The sequence below is a fragment of the Methanospirillum hungatei genome (assembly GCF_019263745.1).
GTDB lineage: Archaea > Halobacteriota > Methanomicrobia > Methanomicrobiales > Methanospirillaceae > Methanospirillum > Methanospirillum purgamenti.
In genome coordinates this window covers 1,925,628-1,941,217 of sequence record NZ_CP077107.1, presented here as the reverse complement: position 1 = coordinate 1,941,217, position 15,590 = coordinate 1,925,628, and the positions used below count along the sequence as shown (strand labels likewise).

Sequence of the window (15,590 nt, the reverse complement as noted above, 5' to 3'; positions counted from 1 at the left end):
TATTCTTTCTTATATTGGGAAACAAGTGCCTGAATGTCCGTATTTTTCCAAGCACCAATTCCAAGGATCAACCTGGACATAATTTCTTAATCCCTGCTCAAATTGGGAAGATTAGGTGAGTGGTCTTCAGGGTTTAAACCGGGAAAATAAGGTTCACGGATTATTGGCATAAAATCCGAAAAAAACTTTAAAAATGAGGTTTTCTCTGTCCCATCCTGTTGGGCTTTAGAAATGACTTTTAGTTATTAATGATCTGCTCATAGGTTAGGAGCGAAAGCTGTATACTATAGATTCTGGTTAAAAATCCTCTTATTTCACCTGCTCCTACTTATAACCAACACTCGCTGCCGCCGAGTGTTGGTTAGTATTCAGATCTGATAATATATCTGGAGGCAGTTGCATAACTAAAATGTCATTTCCGCAAGAGGATAATTTCCACTCGATTGTAAAAAATTCGTTGAAATAATCTCCAATTCTTACCTCATTGTACTATCGGTTTGGAGTCATACAACAGCATCTCTAACTGATTCAAATTTTTGTTAATGGACACGGAATCCTGGTCAGTAATCTTCATAGTTGATGGATATAGTATATAGAAAAGAAGACTTGAATGAAAGGGAGATTGCTGATTCCAATCGGAAATATAAGGGGGTGGTTTTGGGCCCTGAGGGATGGTTTATCCCTCTTTTACCTTCTCAATTGAATCTCCCAAATCAGGTATTGAATCACAAATAGTTACTTTGAACTGGTCTGCAACCTCTCTAGCGGAGTCTTCCACGAATGGAGTAATCATAATCATCCCGTCGACCTTTTTTCCGGTCTTTTTGGAATAATATTCTCCTTTTTTCAAAAATACGAATACATCACTCTTGCTAACCGATGCTTTTAACTCCACTACGAGTGTTTTTTCACCGGTCACAATGACATCTATCTCAATCTCTGATGGATGTCCGAATACAAATCCTTCTGTATCCTTAACCAGGTAGTTGAAGACTTCATATCCGGTCTCAGATAAAATTGTAGTTAGACCATTTCTGAATGATCGTTCAGATTCAACTCCCCATTTTCTTCCAAGACCTCCGATTTTAAATTCGATTGTCCGGGTAAGATCTTTAATAGAGAGTTCGGTATTTTTTTGAGCTTCAGCTAGTTCTTCAACTTTAACTTCAGTTCTTTTTTGAGCTTCAGCTAGTTCCTCAACTTTGACTTCAGTTCTTTTTTGAGCTTCAGCCAGTTCAAAGACTATATTTTTCAGTTCGGTAAAATCTTCTCTCTTTACTCCGAGTGATTCTTTTACAGCTCCCCAGAATTCTATCATTGGATTCTGAAGTTCATTCGGAAAGAGATCAATAACTTCCTTTATTGTATTCATACTGAAAGCCTGATCTGTTAATAATCATATTTGTAAGAATAAATAAGTTCCAGATTTTTATAATCCTCAATTCTGGGATTAGTAATATGAAGAGACAACCATTTCCTTCACGTGTTTCCGAAATTTTCGATCTGATTTAGTGGTTAAATCACTATCCGGAAACAAAATGCACTATTGTCATAGCAATTTTTCCGGGTTAATCCTGATAAATAACATGAAGCTAAAGAGATAGTATTGTGATGAGATTATTTGGGGGCTTTTTTTTGTTGCCTGTTAGGGAAACAAATTGAGAAAGAGTCTTATTATAATGATTTCGGCTTTTTTATGTGTTTTTTACAGAATCTGCCAAATCAGGTAATGAATCACATATGGTTATATTGAACTTTTTTTCGACTTCTCTTGCGGAGTCTTCCACGAATGGTGTAATCATTATCATCCCGTCGACCTTTTTCCCGGTCATTTTGGAATAATATTCTCCTTTTTTCATGAATACGAATACATCGCTCTTGCTTACCTATGCTTTGATCTCCACCACGAGTGTTTTCTCACCGGTCACAATAACATCTATCTCAATCTCTGATGGATGTCCGAATACAAATCCCTTTGTATCCTTAACCAGGTAGTTGAAGACTTCATATCCGGACTATGAGAGAATTGTAGCAAGACCCCTTCTGAATGAGCGTTCAGAATCGACTCCCCATTTTCTTCCAAGGCCACCGATTTTAAAATCGATCGTCCGGGTAAGTTCTTTAATAGAGAGTTCAGTCTGTTTTTGCTCTTCAGCCAATCCAAAGACAATATTTTTCAGTTCGGTAAGATCTTCTCTCTTTAATCCGAGAGATTCTTTTACAACTGCCCAGAACTCTATCATCGGATTCTGAAGTGCATTTGAGAAACGGTCAATGAATTATTTTATGGTGCTCATGGCGTGTTCCGGTCGAAAATTTTTTATTCTTATATATTTATAATATTTACATTGGTCATATTCGTTGACAATTCTAAAAAGGAGAGGTGAATTTCCTGGCAGTTATCATAATGTGTTTTCTAAAAAGCATATTGTGATATTCTCGAAAGGATCCCCTGGAAACTCTTGTTGATCCGGACGGTAAATTGATCCGGAGATTTCAGGTTTTTTTTGAGGTACTTGAGAGTCTTAAACCTGATTATTATCTGGGGATTGGTTCAGGATCATAGGGGAAAAAAACCTAATATACCCGTAAAAGAGTCTGAAAATCAGCTCAAAGAACAGACAGATCGTATCCTGGTGTATGACACATAAGCACGAACCTGAACCAGGAACTTTTGTGGTAAATATCATGATTCCAATTCGCTACGTGGAAGAAGGATTTAGGATTTTGACCCGGCCATTTGGTAAAAAGGTATAAACGTTCAACACTAATATTACGGTACTATCTTTAAATAATCAGTTGTTGGATCATTCATGTAACCGGTGATTTTTATGAAAACAATCATTATTCCAATCACAATAACCTATCTCCCCGAGGGTTTCTTCCTGGCAACTAGTGATCTACTTCCTGGATTAATTGCTCAGGGTAGTAGTATTGATGAAACTATTGAGATAGCTGAAGATGTTGCACGACACCTGATATCGATAGAATTAGAAGAAAAAGGGTGTAATAACACTGAAACAGATCATGAATCAAAATATCTTTTAGATATCCATGTCCCGATTCCTGTATCCGTATGACACGAATACCACCATATCAATCCAAAGAAGTGGTCTGTAAACTGATTAAAGCCGGATATGTTTTAAAACGCCATGGAAAAGGATCACATGAAATTTATTATAATCCGGACATAAAACGTTCCGTAACAATTCCGAATCACCCCGGACAACCAATTCCAATTGGTACTATCCATGCAATTATTCATGCCATGGGTTTATCAAATGAGGAATTTATTTCATTGTAATTGATTATTATCGTGTAGTTGATTCATCCAATTATCATTATACAGAGAGAGTAAAGAGAAGATTCAAATATTTTTTTCCTGTATTGGTAACTGGTAGTTCATATATACCGGGCTTTCAGAGTTTTGAACGAAACATGCCTGAAGAGGTAAGCCGGATGAAAGACCATTAACTCATGAAATTCATATGTTTCATCCAAGGGCTTTATTGTTCAGAATACACTATGATAAAAACTCATCAATAGTTAATTCTATGAATTATTTTATTTATGTGCAAAGATATGTTATTCGGATTATACTTGGAGATACATTATGGAAGTAACGGACCTCACTTATGCAGAAATTAAAGATATCTCAGTATCAGAATATTTATCTGGATTTCAGTATATCCATATAATTAAAGCAAATCGCCCAAAAATAAAAAAAAAGAGAGAACATGCATATGAGGGTATTTGCTCTGCCTTAAGCCGCCTTACAGGAAATTTGACAGATTATATCATCCAGGCAAGAGAAGAACGAATATGAATGGTTTTTTTAATACATCTGCCCGTAAAGATCTTTCATAACGAGGAAGGATTAAAAAAAACCTGTGATTATTCCAGAAAATTATTCCAAAAAATTTCATGAAAATCCTTTCAGTTGTCGGTGCAAGACCGCAATTCATTAAATGTGCTCCGGTGTCCAGAGAGCTTCGTAAGAATCACCAGGAGGTCCTGGTCCACACCGGTCAGCATTATGATCCGGAAATGTCAGAGGTTTTTTTTGATGAACTTAAGATCCCAAAACCTGATTATTATCTGGGGATTGGTTCTGGATCACATGGGAAACAAACCGGTGAAATGCTGGTAAAGATAGAAGAGACAATATCAATAGAAAGTCCCGATTTGGTTCTGGTATATGGTGATACAAATTCCACCCTTGCAGGAGCATTGGCAGCAGTAAAACTCCATATTCCGGTAGCTCATGTCGAATCTGGTCTTCGGAGTTTTGACCGAAATATGCCTGAAGAGGTGAACCGCGTTTTGGTTGACCATGTATCAGATCTGCTCTTTTGTCCGACTAAAACTGCGGTGGATAATCTCCGGGAAGAAGGAATAACAAAGGGAGTGTTCCACACCGGTGATGTAATGGCTGATGCTTTGGAGTATTATCGGAATATTGCCTCAGAGCACTCGAAACTCCTGGGAGATTTTTCTCTGAAACCCGGCCAATATATGGTTCTTACTATCCACAGGCCTTCTAACACTGATAATTTAGAAAATATGAGGAATATTATCGGTGCTGTCAGTGATTGTAAAATTCCGACATTGTTTCCGGTTCATCCCCGGACGAGGAATTTAATCCGAAAATATGAATTGTCTAAGAAACTTCCTGAAAACCTGATAATATGTGATCCACTTGGGTATCTTGATATGATAACAGTGATGAGTTCTGCTGCGAAAATTCTCACCGATTCTGGTGGGATTCAAAAGGAGGCATACCTGCTCTCGGTCCCCTGCATCACACTCCGGGAAAACACCGAATGGGTTGAGACAGTGGATGCGGGTTGGAACGTACTGGTGGGGGCTGACCGGAAAAAGATCCTTGAGATGATCAGTACATTTGCTCCTCCAAAAGAATATCCGGATCTGTTTGGTCGAGGCGGGTCAAAGAGAATTGTTGAGATAATCGGAAAATTTTTAAGTGCAATTTCTCTATGATAATAATCGAGGGAAACAGGTGGGAGTTATCCGTAATCTAAACATACTTAATCCAAATTTTCAGGAGCAATATAAATCCAGAAGTGATTGTGAAAGGACACATTCCCATATGAAACGAACATTCAATTTCTGTGTGAAATGGATTCAAAATCGCTCCAAAGAGTTCTATATTGCATTGAATTTTATTTCATATCAAGTGGTATTATTGGCAAGACTTCTGAAAAGTGAAGTAGATATTCAGGGTTTATCTCATTATTACTAAAAATCCAACAATTTCAAGATTGCCACTCATTAGCGAATGCTATCTAACTATTTTCATAAATTGAGTTAATATGATAGAATTGGGTAATGAAATTGGAGAAAAAATGGACGAACTTGTGAATGACTTGTGTAAGAATATCTTGTTGACAGTATTCGACATTTGCCCCGAATTATAAATGGCAGATTGTCCAGTTCGTTTTTCTTCACTGGATGGCCAATCAGTTAAATCTAATCTTTCTAGTGGTAAATAATATAGGGGACCTGTGGTGAAATCCATACTTGTGGTTGGTTGAAAAGTTCCGATTAGTATTAATATTTCTTAATTTTTAATAATGATTAACTTTTATGAGTTAGAATGAATGACTGTTAACCTATACACGATATTATACCGATTGCTTATATCTTCTGTTATTTATTTCAAGAAGATATCATTTGTAGATCACATTATTAGATTTATTCTAAATAAACCCCTTTACAAAGGGGTAATAATTCTTGGAAGCGGAACTGCAGTGGTTCAACTAATTGGTATTCTTTCCATGCCAATTATTACACGTCTTTATACTCCCTCTGATCTGGGAATTCTTGCTGTATTTTCTTCAGTCTTGGCAATGTTGGGGATTGGTGCTTCACTAAAGTATGAATTTGCATTAGGATTACCTAAAAATGATGGCGAGGCGATAAATCTCCTTTTTTTGTGTGTGATACTCTTGTTTAGTACTACTGTTTCTTTATCTTTTTTACTATTATTTGCTAGTTTTTTTTATACAAATCCTTTCCATATAGATCTATCTAAGAAATATTATGGATATTTAGTGATTGGTTTCTTCGGAATGGGATTGTATAATGTCTTGAATAATTGGGCAATTCGTCAACAAGATTATAAGATGATTACTCATACAAAAATCAACCAAGGTATTGGAGGGGTGTCATTAAAAATTATTCTTGGAATTATATCCTTTGGTCCTTTAGGTCTGATAATTGGGCATATTATCTCTCAAATAACTGGTATACTTATTCTTGGCAGGAGAGTATGGAGCAAAGAAATTAATAATTTAAATAAATTATCTTTCTGTAATGTTAAAATATTAGCAAAAAAGTATAAAGCGTTTCCGATATTTCATTTTCCTGCCTCAATTATAAACACACTATCATTGCAAATTCCATCTATTATATTACTTTGGGTTTATGATTCTCAAATAGTGGGTTTTTATTCGCTTGCATATACTTTAGTAGTGTTTCCAGGTAATGCAATTTCTCAAGCAATGGGACAGGCATACTTAGGTGAAGCAACAAAAATGGTTAGAGAGAATTCGAAAAGTTTGAGAGAATTTTATTTAAAAACAATCAAACATTTGTCAATTATTGCTATACCATTGATAGGTTTACCTGCGTTACTTGCACCCTTTTTAATTCCATATATTTTTGGAGAGGTTTGGAGTGATTCAGGTTTATTTTGTTGGCTTTTGGCACCAATGGCTATTGTTGGATTTATCATTTCCCCAACTTCTATTCTATCGATATATGGAAATAATCATTGGAACCTGATATGGGATATAACTCGAACAGGAGGAGTAATTTTAGGATTTTATTTCTGTATCTTGTTTAGATGTTCAGTATCAATAACACTTACTGTTTATACAATAATTATGATAGTAATGTATTTTGTTCTCGTCTTTATTGTATTGCATGTAATTGAGAAATTTTTGAAATTTGTTGTTATTAATCAATAATTAATCTGTGATACCAATAGTAATGAAGTAATAATCTTTGAAGTTTAAAAGAAAATTTATGAATCCAAAAATATTTTTACATAATATCTAAAAATCCAATTCCATGAACTATAAAGTGAAACATATGATTTGTCCAATCTGTCATTCTAATGCTATTAAACTAAATTCGTTAAGATTATTGAATTTAATAGATTCTTCAACTTACCACTGTAAAAAATGTGGTCTATATTTTAGGGAGCCATTACCTGATGCAAAAACAATAAACGAATATTATTCATCACGGTATTTTCGATATTCAGACAATATTGAGAGAAATATGGCTGAAGTACAGTCTAAATTTATTATTGATGGGCTGAAAAAAATAAAAATTGAGCCACATAAAATAAATTATTTGGAGTTTGGAGCAGGAAGAGGGTGGGTTTTATCATACTTAAAACGATCAGGTTTTTTAAATTCTGGAATGGGATTTGATTCTGATCCAGTTTCAACCCAATGGGGGGAAGAGAATTTAAAAGTCGATTTAAAAGCAGGTTTTTTATGTGAAGATTTGGTAAAGGAAATTGGGATTCATCGTTCAGAAATTAATTTCATTTCTCTAATTCATTTATTAGAGCATCTTGATAATCCTAATAAAATAATTAATATCTTTCAAGCATACTTGCACGAGCATTACCTCTTTTTGGAAGTTCCTGATGCGGAATATGAGGGACCTGTTATGGAAGTAGATACATTCCCATCCAGTTCAATGGGACAACACTTTTGGTCTTTTTCAGAATTGAGCCTTCGAATTCTGTTAGAGAATAACAATTATGAGATATTGTTTTTAGAACGGGTAGGAAATCCTCATTATTGGGATTCACGGATTGATTACCTGTTTATATGGAAGGATTACTTCAAAGATAGAGAAATAATGTTTGAATGCGGTATTTTTAGTTTAAGGAATATTTGTATATCGGATTTTACCATGTGTGTAAGAATAAGCCTAATGTATTTAACTAATTTCTTTAAAAAAAAGAATTCCCGATTAAATTTGCCGGTAATTAGAATACTAGCGAAAAAGAAAGAAATTATATCTAATGATGAAAAATACAACTCGTGATTTTAAAAAAGTCATATGGAATTTTTTTAAGATTTCTCGTTTTAATGGATTTGATCAATTGACTATAATGAATTAAATAATTCGGACTGTAATTGCCAAAGATGTTTTTGTGAGAGAATGGAAATGCTATTGTCTCTTTAAATTGATTATTGTTTAAGAAATTTTTTGACAATCCGATTTCACAAGAAAAATGGGCATCACTTCCTGCAACAAAAGGCTTTTTGAATTTTCGAGCTAATTCGAGAGATGAATTGTTTTCAATTATTGAGGATCTGCTATTAAAGATTTCAATGGCATCACATTGTGAAATTATTTGTTCATAAAGTACATGTCCCCTATAAGGATGAGGCAGAATTACCATTCCTCCTTGAGCTTTAATTTCTTCAATAACAACAATTGATTCTCTCGATTTTATATCCTCGTTTAAATATATTCCAATAATATCTCCAATTTCTGTATTGATCTCAGATCCAATAATCACATGAAAATTTGGATCATTATTAAATTTTTGAGTTTCAATTCCTCCTCTAATCGAATTATGATCAGTTAGGGCAACTGTATTTAAACCACGTTTTTTAGCAATTTTTAATATCTTTTTTGGGGATAAAAGGGAATCATATGAATATTTTGAATGAATATGAAAATCAGCGACAATTTTAAATTTTTGGTTTTCCATGTGGGTACCGTAAATTTTTATTTAAAATTTTTGATTTTAATACAATAATTGTATTTATTATTTGAATGATGTTAGGAAAAAAATCTTCGATCATTATGTTACTAAATGCTTTTTTATTAAATAACTCTCGTATCATTGGTATGATGGAGGAGGGTTTGGAAAATAAAAATAAAAAATCATCTGGAAAAGGCCAACGAAATATTATGTCTTTTGAATAATTATCAATTGGTTCAATATCACCCTTTAATGACATCTCTACAAGTAATCTTGGAAAATCCAGATTTGAAGAGATAGATAAATCTAAAGATCCCCAAAATTTTGGATTAATTTCCATTAGAACATAATTATCATTACGAGTATCTTTTTTGAATTCGACCATGGCTACTCCATGCCATTTAAGTTCTTTTAATATCCTAATTCCAGTGTTTTTCAATTCCTCATAAAAAACACTTTTTGCACAAGTACTAGAGCCACCTGTAATTGGATATTCTCGAATTCTTTGATGCATAAAAAAAGTTCTCAATTCACCTTTATTGAACAGTGCATATAATCCATAACCATCACCAGGTATATATTCCTGAACAACATTTGTAGAAAAATCAATTCTATTTACTTCTTCTTGAGAATTGATATACCTTATTTGTCCTGATTCATAAATTCCTTTGACAACAACGGGATATTTGTTGATGCCTTTAACGGAGTAATATTCCATTGGAGTTAAAATGTTAAGTTTTTTTGCTAAATCTAATGTCTTTCTTTTATCTGATGCAATTTCAATGGCGGTTTTTCCTGCAAGAGGAATTGTAACTAATGGTAGCAGTTTATCTCTGTGGTTAGATATTGTTATTGTTGAATTATATCCAACTGGAAGTAGAATATCTATTTTATTGTTCATTAAATAATTTTCCAAAAATTGAACAAATTCAACTTCATTTTTCGGATCAGGAGAAATTAATTTTTCTTTACAATATTTCGAGTAAAATGACTGGGATCTTTTATTTTGTCCCAAAGCGACAATATAATAGCCTGCTCGACCCAGACTTCTAACAATTCCTAAAGTATGTTTGTAGTTAGCATCTGTCACTATTATTTTAATTTGTGATTTCAAAACTGATTCAATCTCCACAAAGTGATCAGGGCAATAATGGGGTCTCCATATATGCTGGTTTCTTTTCACAATAAACAAGTATTTTCTCTAACACTTTTCTTTCAATATAATTCTCTCTGAAGTTTGTATTATGCCAGTTCACTACAAACACTCCCTTGCATTTGCGCACTGAATCAATTATCTCCTTAACAACTCTCCACGCCCCATCATAATTAACCCGCATATACTGCTGAAACAAACTCATGTACATCACATGGAGTAACAACTCTATAATATCAATTCTTTTCTGGTATTCATCTTTCATAACGGTATAGAAAACCTGGTTTTCTCAATCTCTCTTTTTGACAAAAAGGCTATACCCATAGTGCCGAGATCAACAGTAACAACAACTTTTGTATCATCTTCAATCTCTCTCCAAGCCTTTTGCATCCCTTGAGACCAAGCGATGTCATCAAAGATAATAATTGCATCATCTGCCAAATAGGGTAATGCTTCTTTGAAGTATTTGAGCACGGCATCATGATCATGATGCCCATCGTTGAATAAAAAATCTACATGTTGTAATGATGAAAGAGCACTAAGGTAGGTATCATCAAAAGGACCACATACTACATCAACATTCTTTAATTCAACCTCTTCCATTGTTTCTTTTGCAATTTTACATGATTCTGGAGATCCTTCAAGAGTCAATAATCTTCCTTTTTTATTCAAAGTTAGTGCAGCTGCCTGATATGATGCAGAAATGCCCAGACACGTACCTAACTCTAAACATGAAGCAGGCTTTAGTTTCCGAATTAATTTAAAAATTAAAAGGGCCCAAAATTTCGATTTGCTAATCCTGCATAATTGTGAAACTGAAGTGGTCGAGCGAAATCCTTCTCGCATCTGTTCTTTGGTTCTGTCAGATTTGGGGTTTCCAGCACCATAATCAACACTTTCGACTACCAAATCCGATTTTAACAAAAAAGATCTTCGTTTTTCTACGAGAGATATGTATCGTTCTTCTTCAGGAGTAATTATATTATCAATAGTTTCGATGAGAGCATCACCAATGAGATGAATACTTTCACACTCATGATCTGTTAAAGATTGAATAATATATTTTATTTTTCGTCGGTGGAATGTCAAATGAATGGTTGTTAATACATTGTTGGACTTGACTCTCATAATCTGTATGTGTTTACTGTGGATGAGTGACATGAAACCCCCTTTCAAAATAATTTATTTATATTAACTGATTGTATTGGATTAAGACTTGTTTTGTAATATGGATATGATCATGAAAACTAAATACCTTCACATAGAACGAACATTCGTATGTGTTAACTGGTTATAACTTGTAACTCACCGGATAAATGATTTGATTCATACTTCCTATCCACGCTCCTCTTTTTATTGAGAATGCCATAATCTTTTCTACAATCTTTTTTTCATAGCTATCATTGACATATCCGGTATTATGCCAGTTTATGACCAATACACCACGACAATTATGTACATTATCAATAGATTTTTTAACCACTCTCCACGCCCCATCAAAATCAAGCCGCATATACTGGTGAAACAAACTCATGTCCATCACATGAAGCGGGAACTCAATAATATCAATCTCCTTCCCGGTATTCAAATTCACCGGCTTGTACGGATGACACATTCCACTCCGGAAACCCATACAGTCAGAATATCCAAGTGTCGAATCATATGAAAACCCCGCCTGTTCTAGTAACTCCCAGGTCTTTGGCACCTGGAACTTAAGATAATGACTGCGGTATCCCGTTACCTTCTCCCCAAGTACCTTTTCAAGTCGAGTCTTCTCAATCAATAGTCGGTCCAGGTTAAAGGGAGCATCAAATCCTCCATGTAACCCAATCTCACTCCCTGCATCAAGAATATCACCTAAAACATCTTCAACATCTGATAACCTATATCGGAACTCCGGTTCGCCGGGTTCCAGGGCCTGAAAAAACCAGGTTGACGTTACCCCGTATTTTTCCTCTAAAGATAATATCTCTTTAAAATTATAAAAAGGGCTTTTTCGGTTACATGCCGAACCGATTTCTCGTACGGCTCTCTTTCGGTCGCCCTGCCTGGCAGACAGGAGCCCATTCAGGATTTTCATGTATGGCGATGAATATATCACATCAACATCATGGGTTACACACAGGGCAAATTCGCACCCGTCCGGGTATTCTGGTTTGATTAATCCCTGTTCATACAGGTATTCTGATACCGAAGGTCTGAAGATATCCCTATCCTGGCTTGCCCAGTACGGAAATCTGCCATGCATATCACGGATGGGGTTTTCGTATTCTTCCCGCCTGGTGAACCGATCCCAGAGGTCCGGGCGAGTAAGACGAAGTGTATTACTATCTATCTTCATAGTGTGTAATTATCTCCACAATTTTTGCAGATGCGCCTGACCCAAACAAATCCGGATGTGTTGGTTCGGGAATAAATGTATGGATCATCTTTTCTATTCTGGATCTCTCTGATCCTACTAAGGTGTTCCATCCTGCATTCACTGTTTCAACCCACTCGGTATTATCACGGAGAGTTAAACATGGAGTATGAAGAATGTATGATTCTTTCTGAATACCACCAGAATCAGTCAGGATTTTTAAGGCATGCCGCATCACCATGATCATATCCAGATACCCGAGAGGATCACACAAAATGATGTTATCCGGCATTTTATTCCATATACCAAAATCAATAAGATTCTTTTTTGTCCTGGGATGAACCGGAAATATTGTTTTCACACCACTGTCTGAAATTGCTCTGATGATATCATTCATACATTCAGGGTTGTCTGAGTTGGATGGCCGGTGAATGGTTAGGACCAGGTACTGACCTGACCTGAGAGAGTATTGTTCAAGTATAGGAGATTGTTTTTCCGCCAGCGTAAGATTCTCTATCAATGCATCAGCCATCACATCCCCGGTCAGAAACACGCCCTTTTTTATGCCTTCGCTATAGAGATTATCAACAGCAGTCTGTGTCGGGCAGAATAAGATGTCTGATAGATGATCAACTAAAACCCGATTCACCTCTTCTGGCATGCCTCTATCAAAACTTCGAAGACCGGCTTCAACATGAGCAACCGGAATATGGAGTTTTGCGGCTGCCAACGCTCCTGCCAGAGTTGAGTTGGTATCCCCGTATACTAAAACCAAATCAGGTCTTTCAAGAGAAAGTATCTCCTCAATTTTTACGAGCATTTCACCCGTCTGTTTGCCATGTGATCCTGAACCAATCCCCAGATTATAGTCCGGTTTTGGGATATTAAGTTCTTTAAAGAAGATTTCAGACATCTCCGGATCATAATGTTGACCGGTGTGGATCAGAATCTCTGTGTTTTTCTCTCTAATTAACCGCGAAACCGGGGATGATTTGATGAACTGGGGCCTGGCACCGAGGACTGAAATAATTTTCATGGAATGATTTGGATTTTTTTGGAGGAATCAACCAATAATTTTTTAATAATTTAATCTCGTCTTTCTTTTTTTAGAATTGGATTAAAAACAGTGTAGTGACATTCTTCTGCGACACATGACAATATTGCATCACAACAAACAAAAATCCAATCTTCATTTGCGATTAAAGAAAAAGCTGCTAGATGAAGTGAATCAAGGGTTCGAAGTCCGAATCTTTTTCCATATGAAAATATGAGGTTTTGTGCTTCTTTTATTATCGGTGATGTTGTTGACTGAATGTAATAATTTGCCATTTCCTTTTCAAACCCTGTAATGGCAATAGAGAGTTTTTTTTTGATAATTCATGATTTCGATATCGTCTATATAATGCACTATAATATTCGATTTGTGCAATATCTAATATATAGAGATTATTCTGTTCATTTAAGATCAAATTTTGGATTGATTCTGATCCTTCCTCGTTATGAAATATCTTAACAAGAGCAGATGTATCAAAAAAAAGATTCATACTCGTTCTTCTCTTCCCTGGACAATATCATCTGTCAGGGTTCCTGTAAGATTGTTAAGGGCAGAGCAAACATCCTCATATGCATGTTCTCTCTTATTTTTATGTAATTTTGGGCGAATTGCTTTAATTGCGTGGATATACTGATATACTGATAAATATTCTGAAGCTGACATGTCTTTAATTTCTTCATAAATGAGGTCCTTTACTTTCATAATCTATCTCCTGGTATAATCCGAATCAGATATCTTTGCACATAGAGAAAAAAGTTTATAAACTTTACTATGTGTATGTTATTTTATTATTATGCATTATGGGCAATAAAGCCCTTGGTTGAAGTATATGAGTTTCATGTATCAACAGATTATCATTCAGCTTACCTCTTCAGGTATATTTCAATAATAACTTTGAAGGACAATTTCATCTGAACTATCAATTATCGATAACATGAATAAATATTTGACCATTTTCTGTTTTTTCTCTGTAATATAATAATTAGATCAAGCAATTGCAATTCAGGATTCAATTACAGTTCATTCACAAATATGATGCGTTAATTTTCTTTTCTCGATGAAATTACTTTTTGGTATAATAAAGAATATCTTTCCTCAACTGACTCGAAAGAATACAATTGACTTAACTTTTTAGCCTCTTTCATGAATTTTTGAAGTTGTTCTCTATTTTCAATAAAATACCCAATATCCTGGATTATTTTCTCTTTACTATCGATCTGATCATACAACAAGCTACATTGTTTCAGGTTTTCTCTCTCTTCTATATTTGCCCTGATGATTGGAACAACACCATACAAGAGATAATCAAAGATTTTATTTGGACTACAAGAAACCCAATATGGTGAATTCACATCTATAAGGAAAAATCCAAAATGTGCATCAGAAGTAAAATGAATCACTTCATTTCGGTTCAGATATCCGGCATAAAAAAACCTTCCCGAGTACATCGTTTTAAGGATATCAAATCTCTCCAGGAGATCTTTTTCTGATGTTGATCCCCCTATCGTAACATACACTTCCGGAAATTTCTTTAAAAGTGCTAAGCAAATATCCATCATTCCATTTATATCCCGGTCTACTTTTGTACTTAATGATCCGATGTATGTGATGTTTATCCGATCTGAATGCAATACAGTTGATATTTTTTCATGAATTCTGTCGGCAAACCGATTGTCAATATTTGGATAATTTGGAACAACTACAATATGATTTACACCGGGAATATGAGTTTTCGTACTATGGATTTGGTTATCAGTCACCAGGACAATCCCATCTATAAAAAAACGGGTAAATTTTTCACAATATTTCCCGATACCTTTCATTTCTTCATAATATTCATGACGATCGTAAACGATGAAACTGTTTTTATATTTAAAAATTTTCAAGACTGCTCCAAAAATGAGCAGGAAAGGATCATGAACATGAAAAATAATTCGTTCTCCTTTCTTCTGAACAATTTTCCGAATTAATTTTATTAATTTATACCATATCCATGGAGAAAATAACATTGAAAGATAAACAAGGATATAATTGAATATTCCTCCTTTGAAAATAATCGGGCATTGAAGTGAGTAATTACTCTTTATTTTGTCTATTATCATCTCCGGAGTTTTTTGATGCAGGTTAAACCGTATCCTTTCAATGGGAATCTGATTTTTTTTACAAAAATCAATATGACGGATGATTCGTTGATCATTTTCAGGATGATTATCTAATACGATAATATGAAAAGGGTATAAGCGAGAGTGATTTTGCATCAGTA

Annotated in this window: 19 protein-coding genes; 6 read left to right on the top strand and 13 right to left on the bottom strand. The window is 34.8% G+C overall.

Annotated features, from left to right (window positions below; translation table 11 throughout):
- Window positions 1-676 precede the first annotated feature (676 nt).
- The 3 genes from KSK55_RS09295 to KSK55_RS09285 all read right to left on the bottom strand — a co-directional run bounded on the left by KSK55_RS09295 (window position 677) and on the right by KSK55_RS09285 (window position 2,243).
- Window positions 677-1,372, bottom strand: coding sequence for a DUF3782 domain-containing protein (locus tag KSK55_RS09295; RefSeq protein ID WP_218606708.1), 696 nt, complete (start codon window positions 1,370-1,372; stop codon window positions 677-679).
- 322 nt (window positions 1,373-1,694) lie between these two features.
- Window positions 1,695-1,832: a hypothetical protein gene (locus KSK55_RS16725; protein ID WP_372238750.1), complete on the bottom strand. Its 138-nt coding sequence runs from the start codon at window positions 1,830-1,832 to the stop codon at window positions 1,695-1,697.
- Window positions 1,833-2,015: 183 nt separating this feature from the next.
- Window positions 2,016-2,243 carry a DUF3782 domain-containing protein gene (locus KSK55_RS09285; RefSeq protein ID WP_218606706.1) on the bottom strand — a complete coding sequence of 76 codons (228 nt, stop codon included), beginning with the start codon at window positions 2,241-2,243 and terminating at the stop codon, window positions 2,016-2,018.
- Window positions 2,244-2,831: 588 nt separating this feature from the next.
- Here KSK55_RS09285 and KSK55_RS09280 point away from each other — a divergent pair.
- The 6 genes from KSK55_RS09280 to KSK55_RS09255 all read left to right on the top strand — a co-directional run bounded on the left by KSK55_RS09280 (window position 2,832) and on the right by KSK55_RS09255 (window position 8,091).
- Entirely contained in the window at window positions 2,832-3,080 is a 249-nt protein-coding gene (locus KSK55_RS09280; protein ID WP_218606705.1) for a type II toxin-antitoxin system HicB family antitoxin, read from the top strand.
- Window positions 3,077-3,304: a type II toxin-antitoxin system HicA family toxin gene (locus KSK55_RS09275; RefSeq protein ID WP_218606704.1), complete on the top strand. Its 228-nt coding sequence runs from the start codon at window positions 3,077-3,079 to the stop codon at window positions 3,302-3,304. Before KSK55_RS09280 ends, KSK55_RS09275 begins: the two co-directional genes overlap by 4 nt.
- Window positions 3,305-3,613: 309 nt before the next feature.
- Window positions 3,614-3,826 (top strand): hypothetical protein, encoded by a 213-nt coding sequence (locus tag KSK55_RS09270; protein WP_218606703.1) that lies wholly within the window; start codon window positions 3,614-3,616, stop codon window positions 3,824-3,826.
- 98 nt (window positions 3,827-3,924) lie between these two features.
- Window positions 3,925-5,001, top strand: a complete 1,077-nt coding sequence (gene wecB, locus KSK55_RS09265; RefSeq protein WP_218606702.1) for a non-hydrolyzing UDP-N-acetylglucosamine 2-epimerase — start codon at window positions 3,925-3,927, stop codon at window positions 4,999-5,001.
- A gap of 620 nt (window positions 5,002-5,621) precedes the next feature.
- The gene (locus KSK55_RS09260) at window positions 5,622-6,992 is read left to right on the top strand and encodes an oligosaccharide flippase family protein (protein WP_218606701.1); all 1,371 of its coding nucleotides are present in this window, start codon (window positions 5,622-5,624) and stop codon (window positions 6,990-6,992) included.
- Window positions 6,993-7,095: 103 nt separating this feature from the next.
- Window positions 7,096-8,091 (top strand): class I SAM-dependent methyltransferase, encoded by a 996-nt coding sequence (locus KSK55_RS09255; protein ID WP_218606700.1) that lies wholly within the window; start codon window positions 7,096-7,098, stop codon window positions 8,089-8,091.
- Here KSK55_RS09255 and KSK55_RS09250 read toward each other — a convergent pair.
- The 10 genes from KSK55_RS09250 to KSK55_RS09210 all read right to left on the bottom strand — a co-directional run bounded on the left by KSK55_RS09250 (window position 8,066) and on the right by KSK55_RS09210 (window position 15,585).
- A complete protein-coding gene (locus KSK55_RS09250) occupies window positions 8,066-8,767 on the bottom strand; it encodes a PHP domain-containing protein (protein WP_218606699.1) in 702 nt (233 codons plus the stop codon). The two genes, KSK55_RS09255 and KSK55_RS09250, sit on opposite strands and share 26 nt — an antisense overlap.
- Window positions 8,748-9,893 carry a carboxylate--amine ligase gene (locus tag KSK55_RS09245; protein WP_218606698.1) on the bottom strand — a complete coding sequence of 382 codons (1,146 nt, stop codon included), beginning with the start codon at window positions 9,891-9,893 and terminating at the stop codon, window positions 8,748-8,750. Before KSK55_RS09245 ends, KSK55_RS09250 begins: the two co-directional genes overlap by 20 nt.
- Window positions 9,894-9,900: 7 nt before the next feature.
- Complete coding sequence (locus tag KSK55_RS09240; protein ID WP_218606697.1) at window positions 9,901-10,179, bottom strand: polysaccharide deacetylase family protein; 279 nt, start codon at window positions 10,177-10,179, stop codon at window positions 9,901-9,903.
- Window positions 10,176-11,075, bottom strand: a complete 900-nt coding sequence (locus tag KSK55_RS09235; RefSeq protein WP_218606696.1) for an O-methyltransferase — start codon at window positions 11,073-11,075, stop codon at window positions 10,176-10,178. Before KSK55_RS09235 ends, KSK55_RS09240 begins: the two co-directional genes overlap by 4 nt.
- 130 nt (window positions 11,076-11,205) lie before the next feature.
- Complete coding sequence (locus KSK55_RS09230) at window positions 11,206-12,255, bottom strand: polysaccharide deacetylase family protein (protein WP_218606695.1); 1,050 nt, start codon at window positions 12,253-12,255, stop codon at window positions 11,206-11,208.
- Window positions 12,242-13,309 carry a non-hydrolyzing UDP-N-acetylglucosamine 2-epimerase gene (gene wecB, locus KSK55_RS09225; protein WP_218606694.1) on the bottom strand — a complete coding sequence of 356 codons (1,068 nt, stop codon included), beginning with the start codon at window positions 13,307-13,309 and terminating at the stop codon, window positions 12,242-12,244. The genes KSK55_RS09230 and wecB (KSK55_RS09225) overlap by 14 nt, the downstream gene beginning before the upstream one ends.
- A 50-nt stretch (window positions 13,310-13,359) precedes the next feature.
- A complete protein-coding gene (locus KSK55_RS16465) occupies window positions 13,360-13,602 on the bottom strand; it encodes a PIN domain-containing protein (RefSeq protein WP_256663969.1) in 243 nt (80 codons plus the stop codon).
- Window positions 13,563-13,817 (bottom strand): type II toxin-antitoxin system VapC family toxin, encoded by a 255-nt coding sequence (locus tag KSK55_RS16460; RefSeq protein ID WP_256663968.1) that lies wholly within the window; start codon window positions 13,815-13,817, stop codon window positions 13,563-13,565. Before KSK55_RS16460 ends, KSK55_RS16465 begins: the two co-directional genes overlap by 40 nt.
- Window positions 13,814-14,029, bottom strand: coding sequence for a hypothetical protein (locus KSK55_RS09215; RefSeq protein ID WP_218606693.1), 216 nt, complete (start codon window positions 14,027-14,029; stop codon window positions 13,814-13,816). Before KSK55_RS09215 ends, KSK55_RS16460 begins: the two co-directional genes overlap by 4 nt.
- 338 nt (window positions 14,030-14,367) lie before the next feature.
- On the bottom strand, window positions 14,368-15,585 hold the full coding sequence (locus KSK55_RS09210; protein ID WP_218606692.1) for a glycosyltransferase family protein: 1,218 nt from the start codon (window positions 15,583-15,585) through the stop codon (window positions 14,368-14,370).
- Window positions 15,586-15,590: the final 5 nt, after the last annotated feature.

What these genes read in the sequence shown, in the direction of transcription:
- KSK55_RS09295 (WP_218606708.1), bottom strand. Translation starts at nt 1,372, where the DNA reads ATGAATACAATAAAGGAAGTTATTGATCTCTTTCCGAATGAACTTCAG.
- KSK55_RS16725 (WP_372238750.1), bottom strand. Translation starts at nt 1,832, where the DNA reads ATGACCGGGAAAAAGGTCGACGGGATGATAATGATTACACCATTCGTG.
- KSK55_RS09285 (WP_218606706.1), bottom strand. Translation starts at nt 2,243, where the DNA reads ATGATAGAGTTCTGGGCAGTTGTAAAAGAATCTCTCGGATTAAAGAGA.
- KSK55_RS09280 (WP_218606705.1), top strand. Translation starts at nt 2,832, where the DNA reads ATGAAAACAATCATTATTCCAATCACAATAACCTATCTCCCCGAGGGT.
- KSK55_RS09275 (WP_218606704.1), top strand. Translation starts at nt 3,077, where the DNA reads ATGACACGAATACCACCATATCAATCCAAAGAAGTGGTCTGTAAACTG.
- KSK55_RS09270 (WP_218606703.1), top strand. Translation starts at nt 3,614, where the DNA reads ATGGAAGTAACGGACCTCACTTATGCAGAAATTAAAGATATCTCAGTA.
- wecB (WP_218606702.1), top strand. Translation starts at nt 3,925, where the DNA reads ATGAAAATCCTTTCAGTTGTCGGTGCAAGACCGCAATTCATTAAATGT.
- KSK55_RS09260 (WP_218606701.1), top strand. Translation starts at nt 5,622, where the DNA reads ATGACTGTTAACCTATACACGATATTATACCGATTGCTTATATCTTCT.
- KSK55_RS09255 (WP_218606700.1), top strand. Translation starts at nt 7,096, where the DNA reads ATGAACTATAAAGTGAAACATATGATTTGTCCAATCTGTCATTCTAAT.
- KSK55_RS09250 (WP_218606699.1), bottom strand. Translation starts at nt 8,767, where the DNA reads ATGGAAAACCAAAAATTTAAAATTGTCGCTGATTTTCATATTCATTCA.
- KSK55_RS09240 (WP_218606697.1), bottom strand. Translation starts at nt 10,179, where the DNA reads ATGAAAGATGAATACCAGAAAAGAATTGATATTATAGAGTTGTTACTC.
- KSK55_RS09235 (WP_218606696.1), bottom strand. Translation starts at nt 11,075, where the DNA reads ATGTCACTCATCCACAGTAAACACATACAGATTATGAGAGTCAAGTCC.
- KSK55_RS09230 (WP_218606695.1), bottom strand. Translation starts at nt 12,255, where the DNA reads ATGAAGATAGATAGTAATACACTTCGTCTTACTCGCCCGGACCTCTGG.
- wecB (WP_218606694.1), bottom strand. Translation starts at nt 13,309, where the DNA reads ATGAAAATTATTTCAGTCCTCGGTGCCAGGCCCCAGTTCATCAAATCA.
- KSK55_RS16465 (WP_256663969.1), bottom strand. Translation starts at nt 13,602, where the DNA reads ATGGCAAATTATTACATTCAGTCAACAACATCACCGATAATAAAAGAA.
- KSK55_RS16460 (WP_256663968.1), bottom strand. Translation starts at nt 13,817, where the DNA reads ATGAATCTTTTTTTTGATACATCTGCTCTTGTTAAGATATTTCATAAC.
- KSK55_RS09215 (WP_218606693.1), bottom strand. Translation starts at nt 14,029, where the DNA reads ATGAAAGTAAAGGACCTCATTTATGAAGAAATTAAAGACATGTCAGCT.
- KSK55_RS09210 (WP_218606692.1), bottom strand. Translation starts at nt 15,585, where the DNA reads ATGCAAAATCACTCTCGCTTATACCCTTTTCATATTATCGTATTAGAT.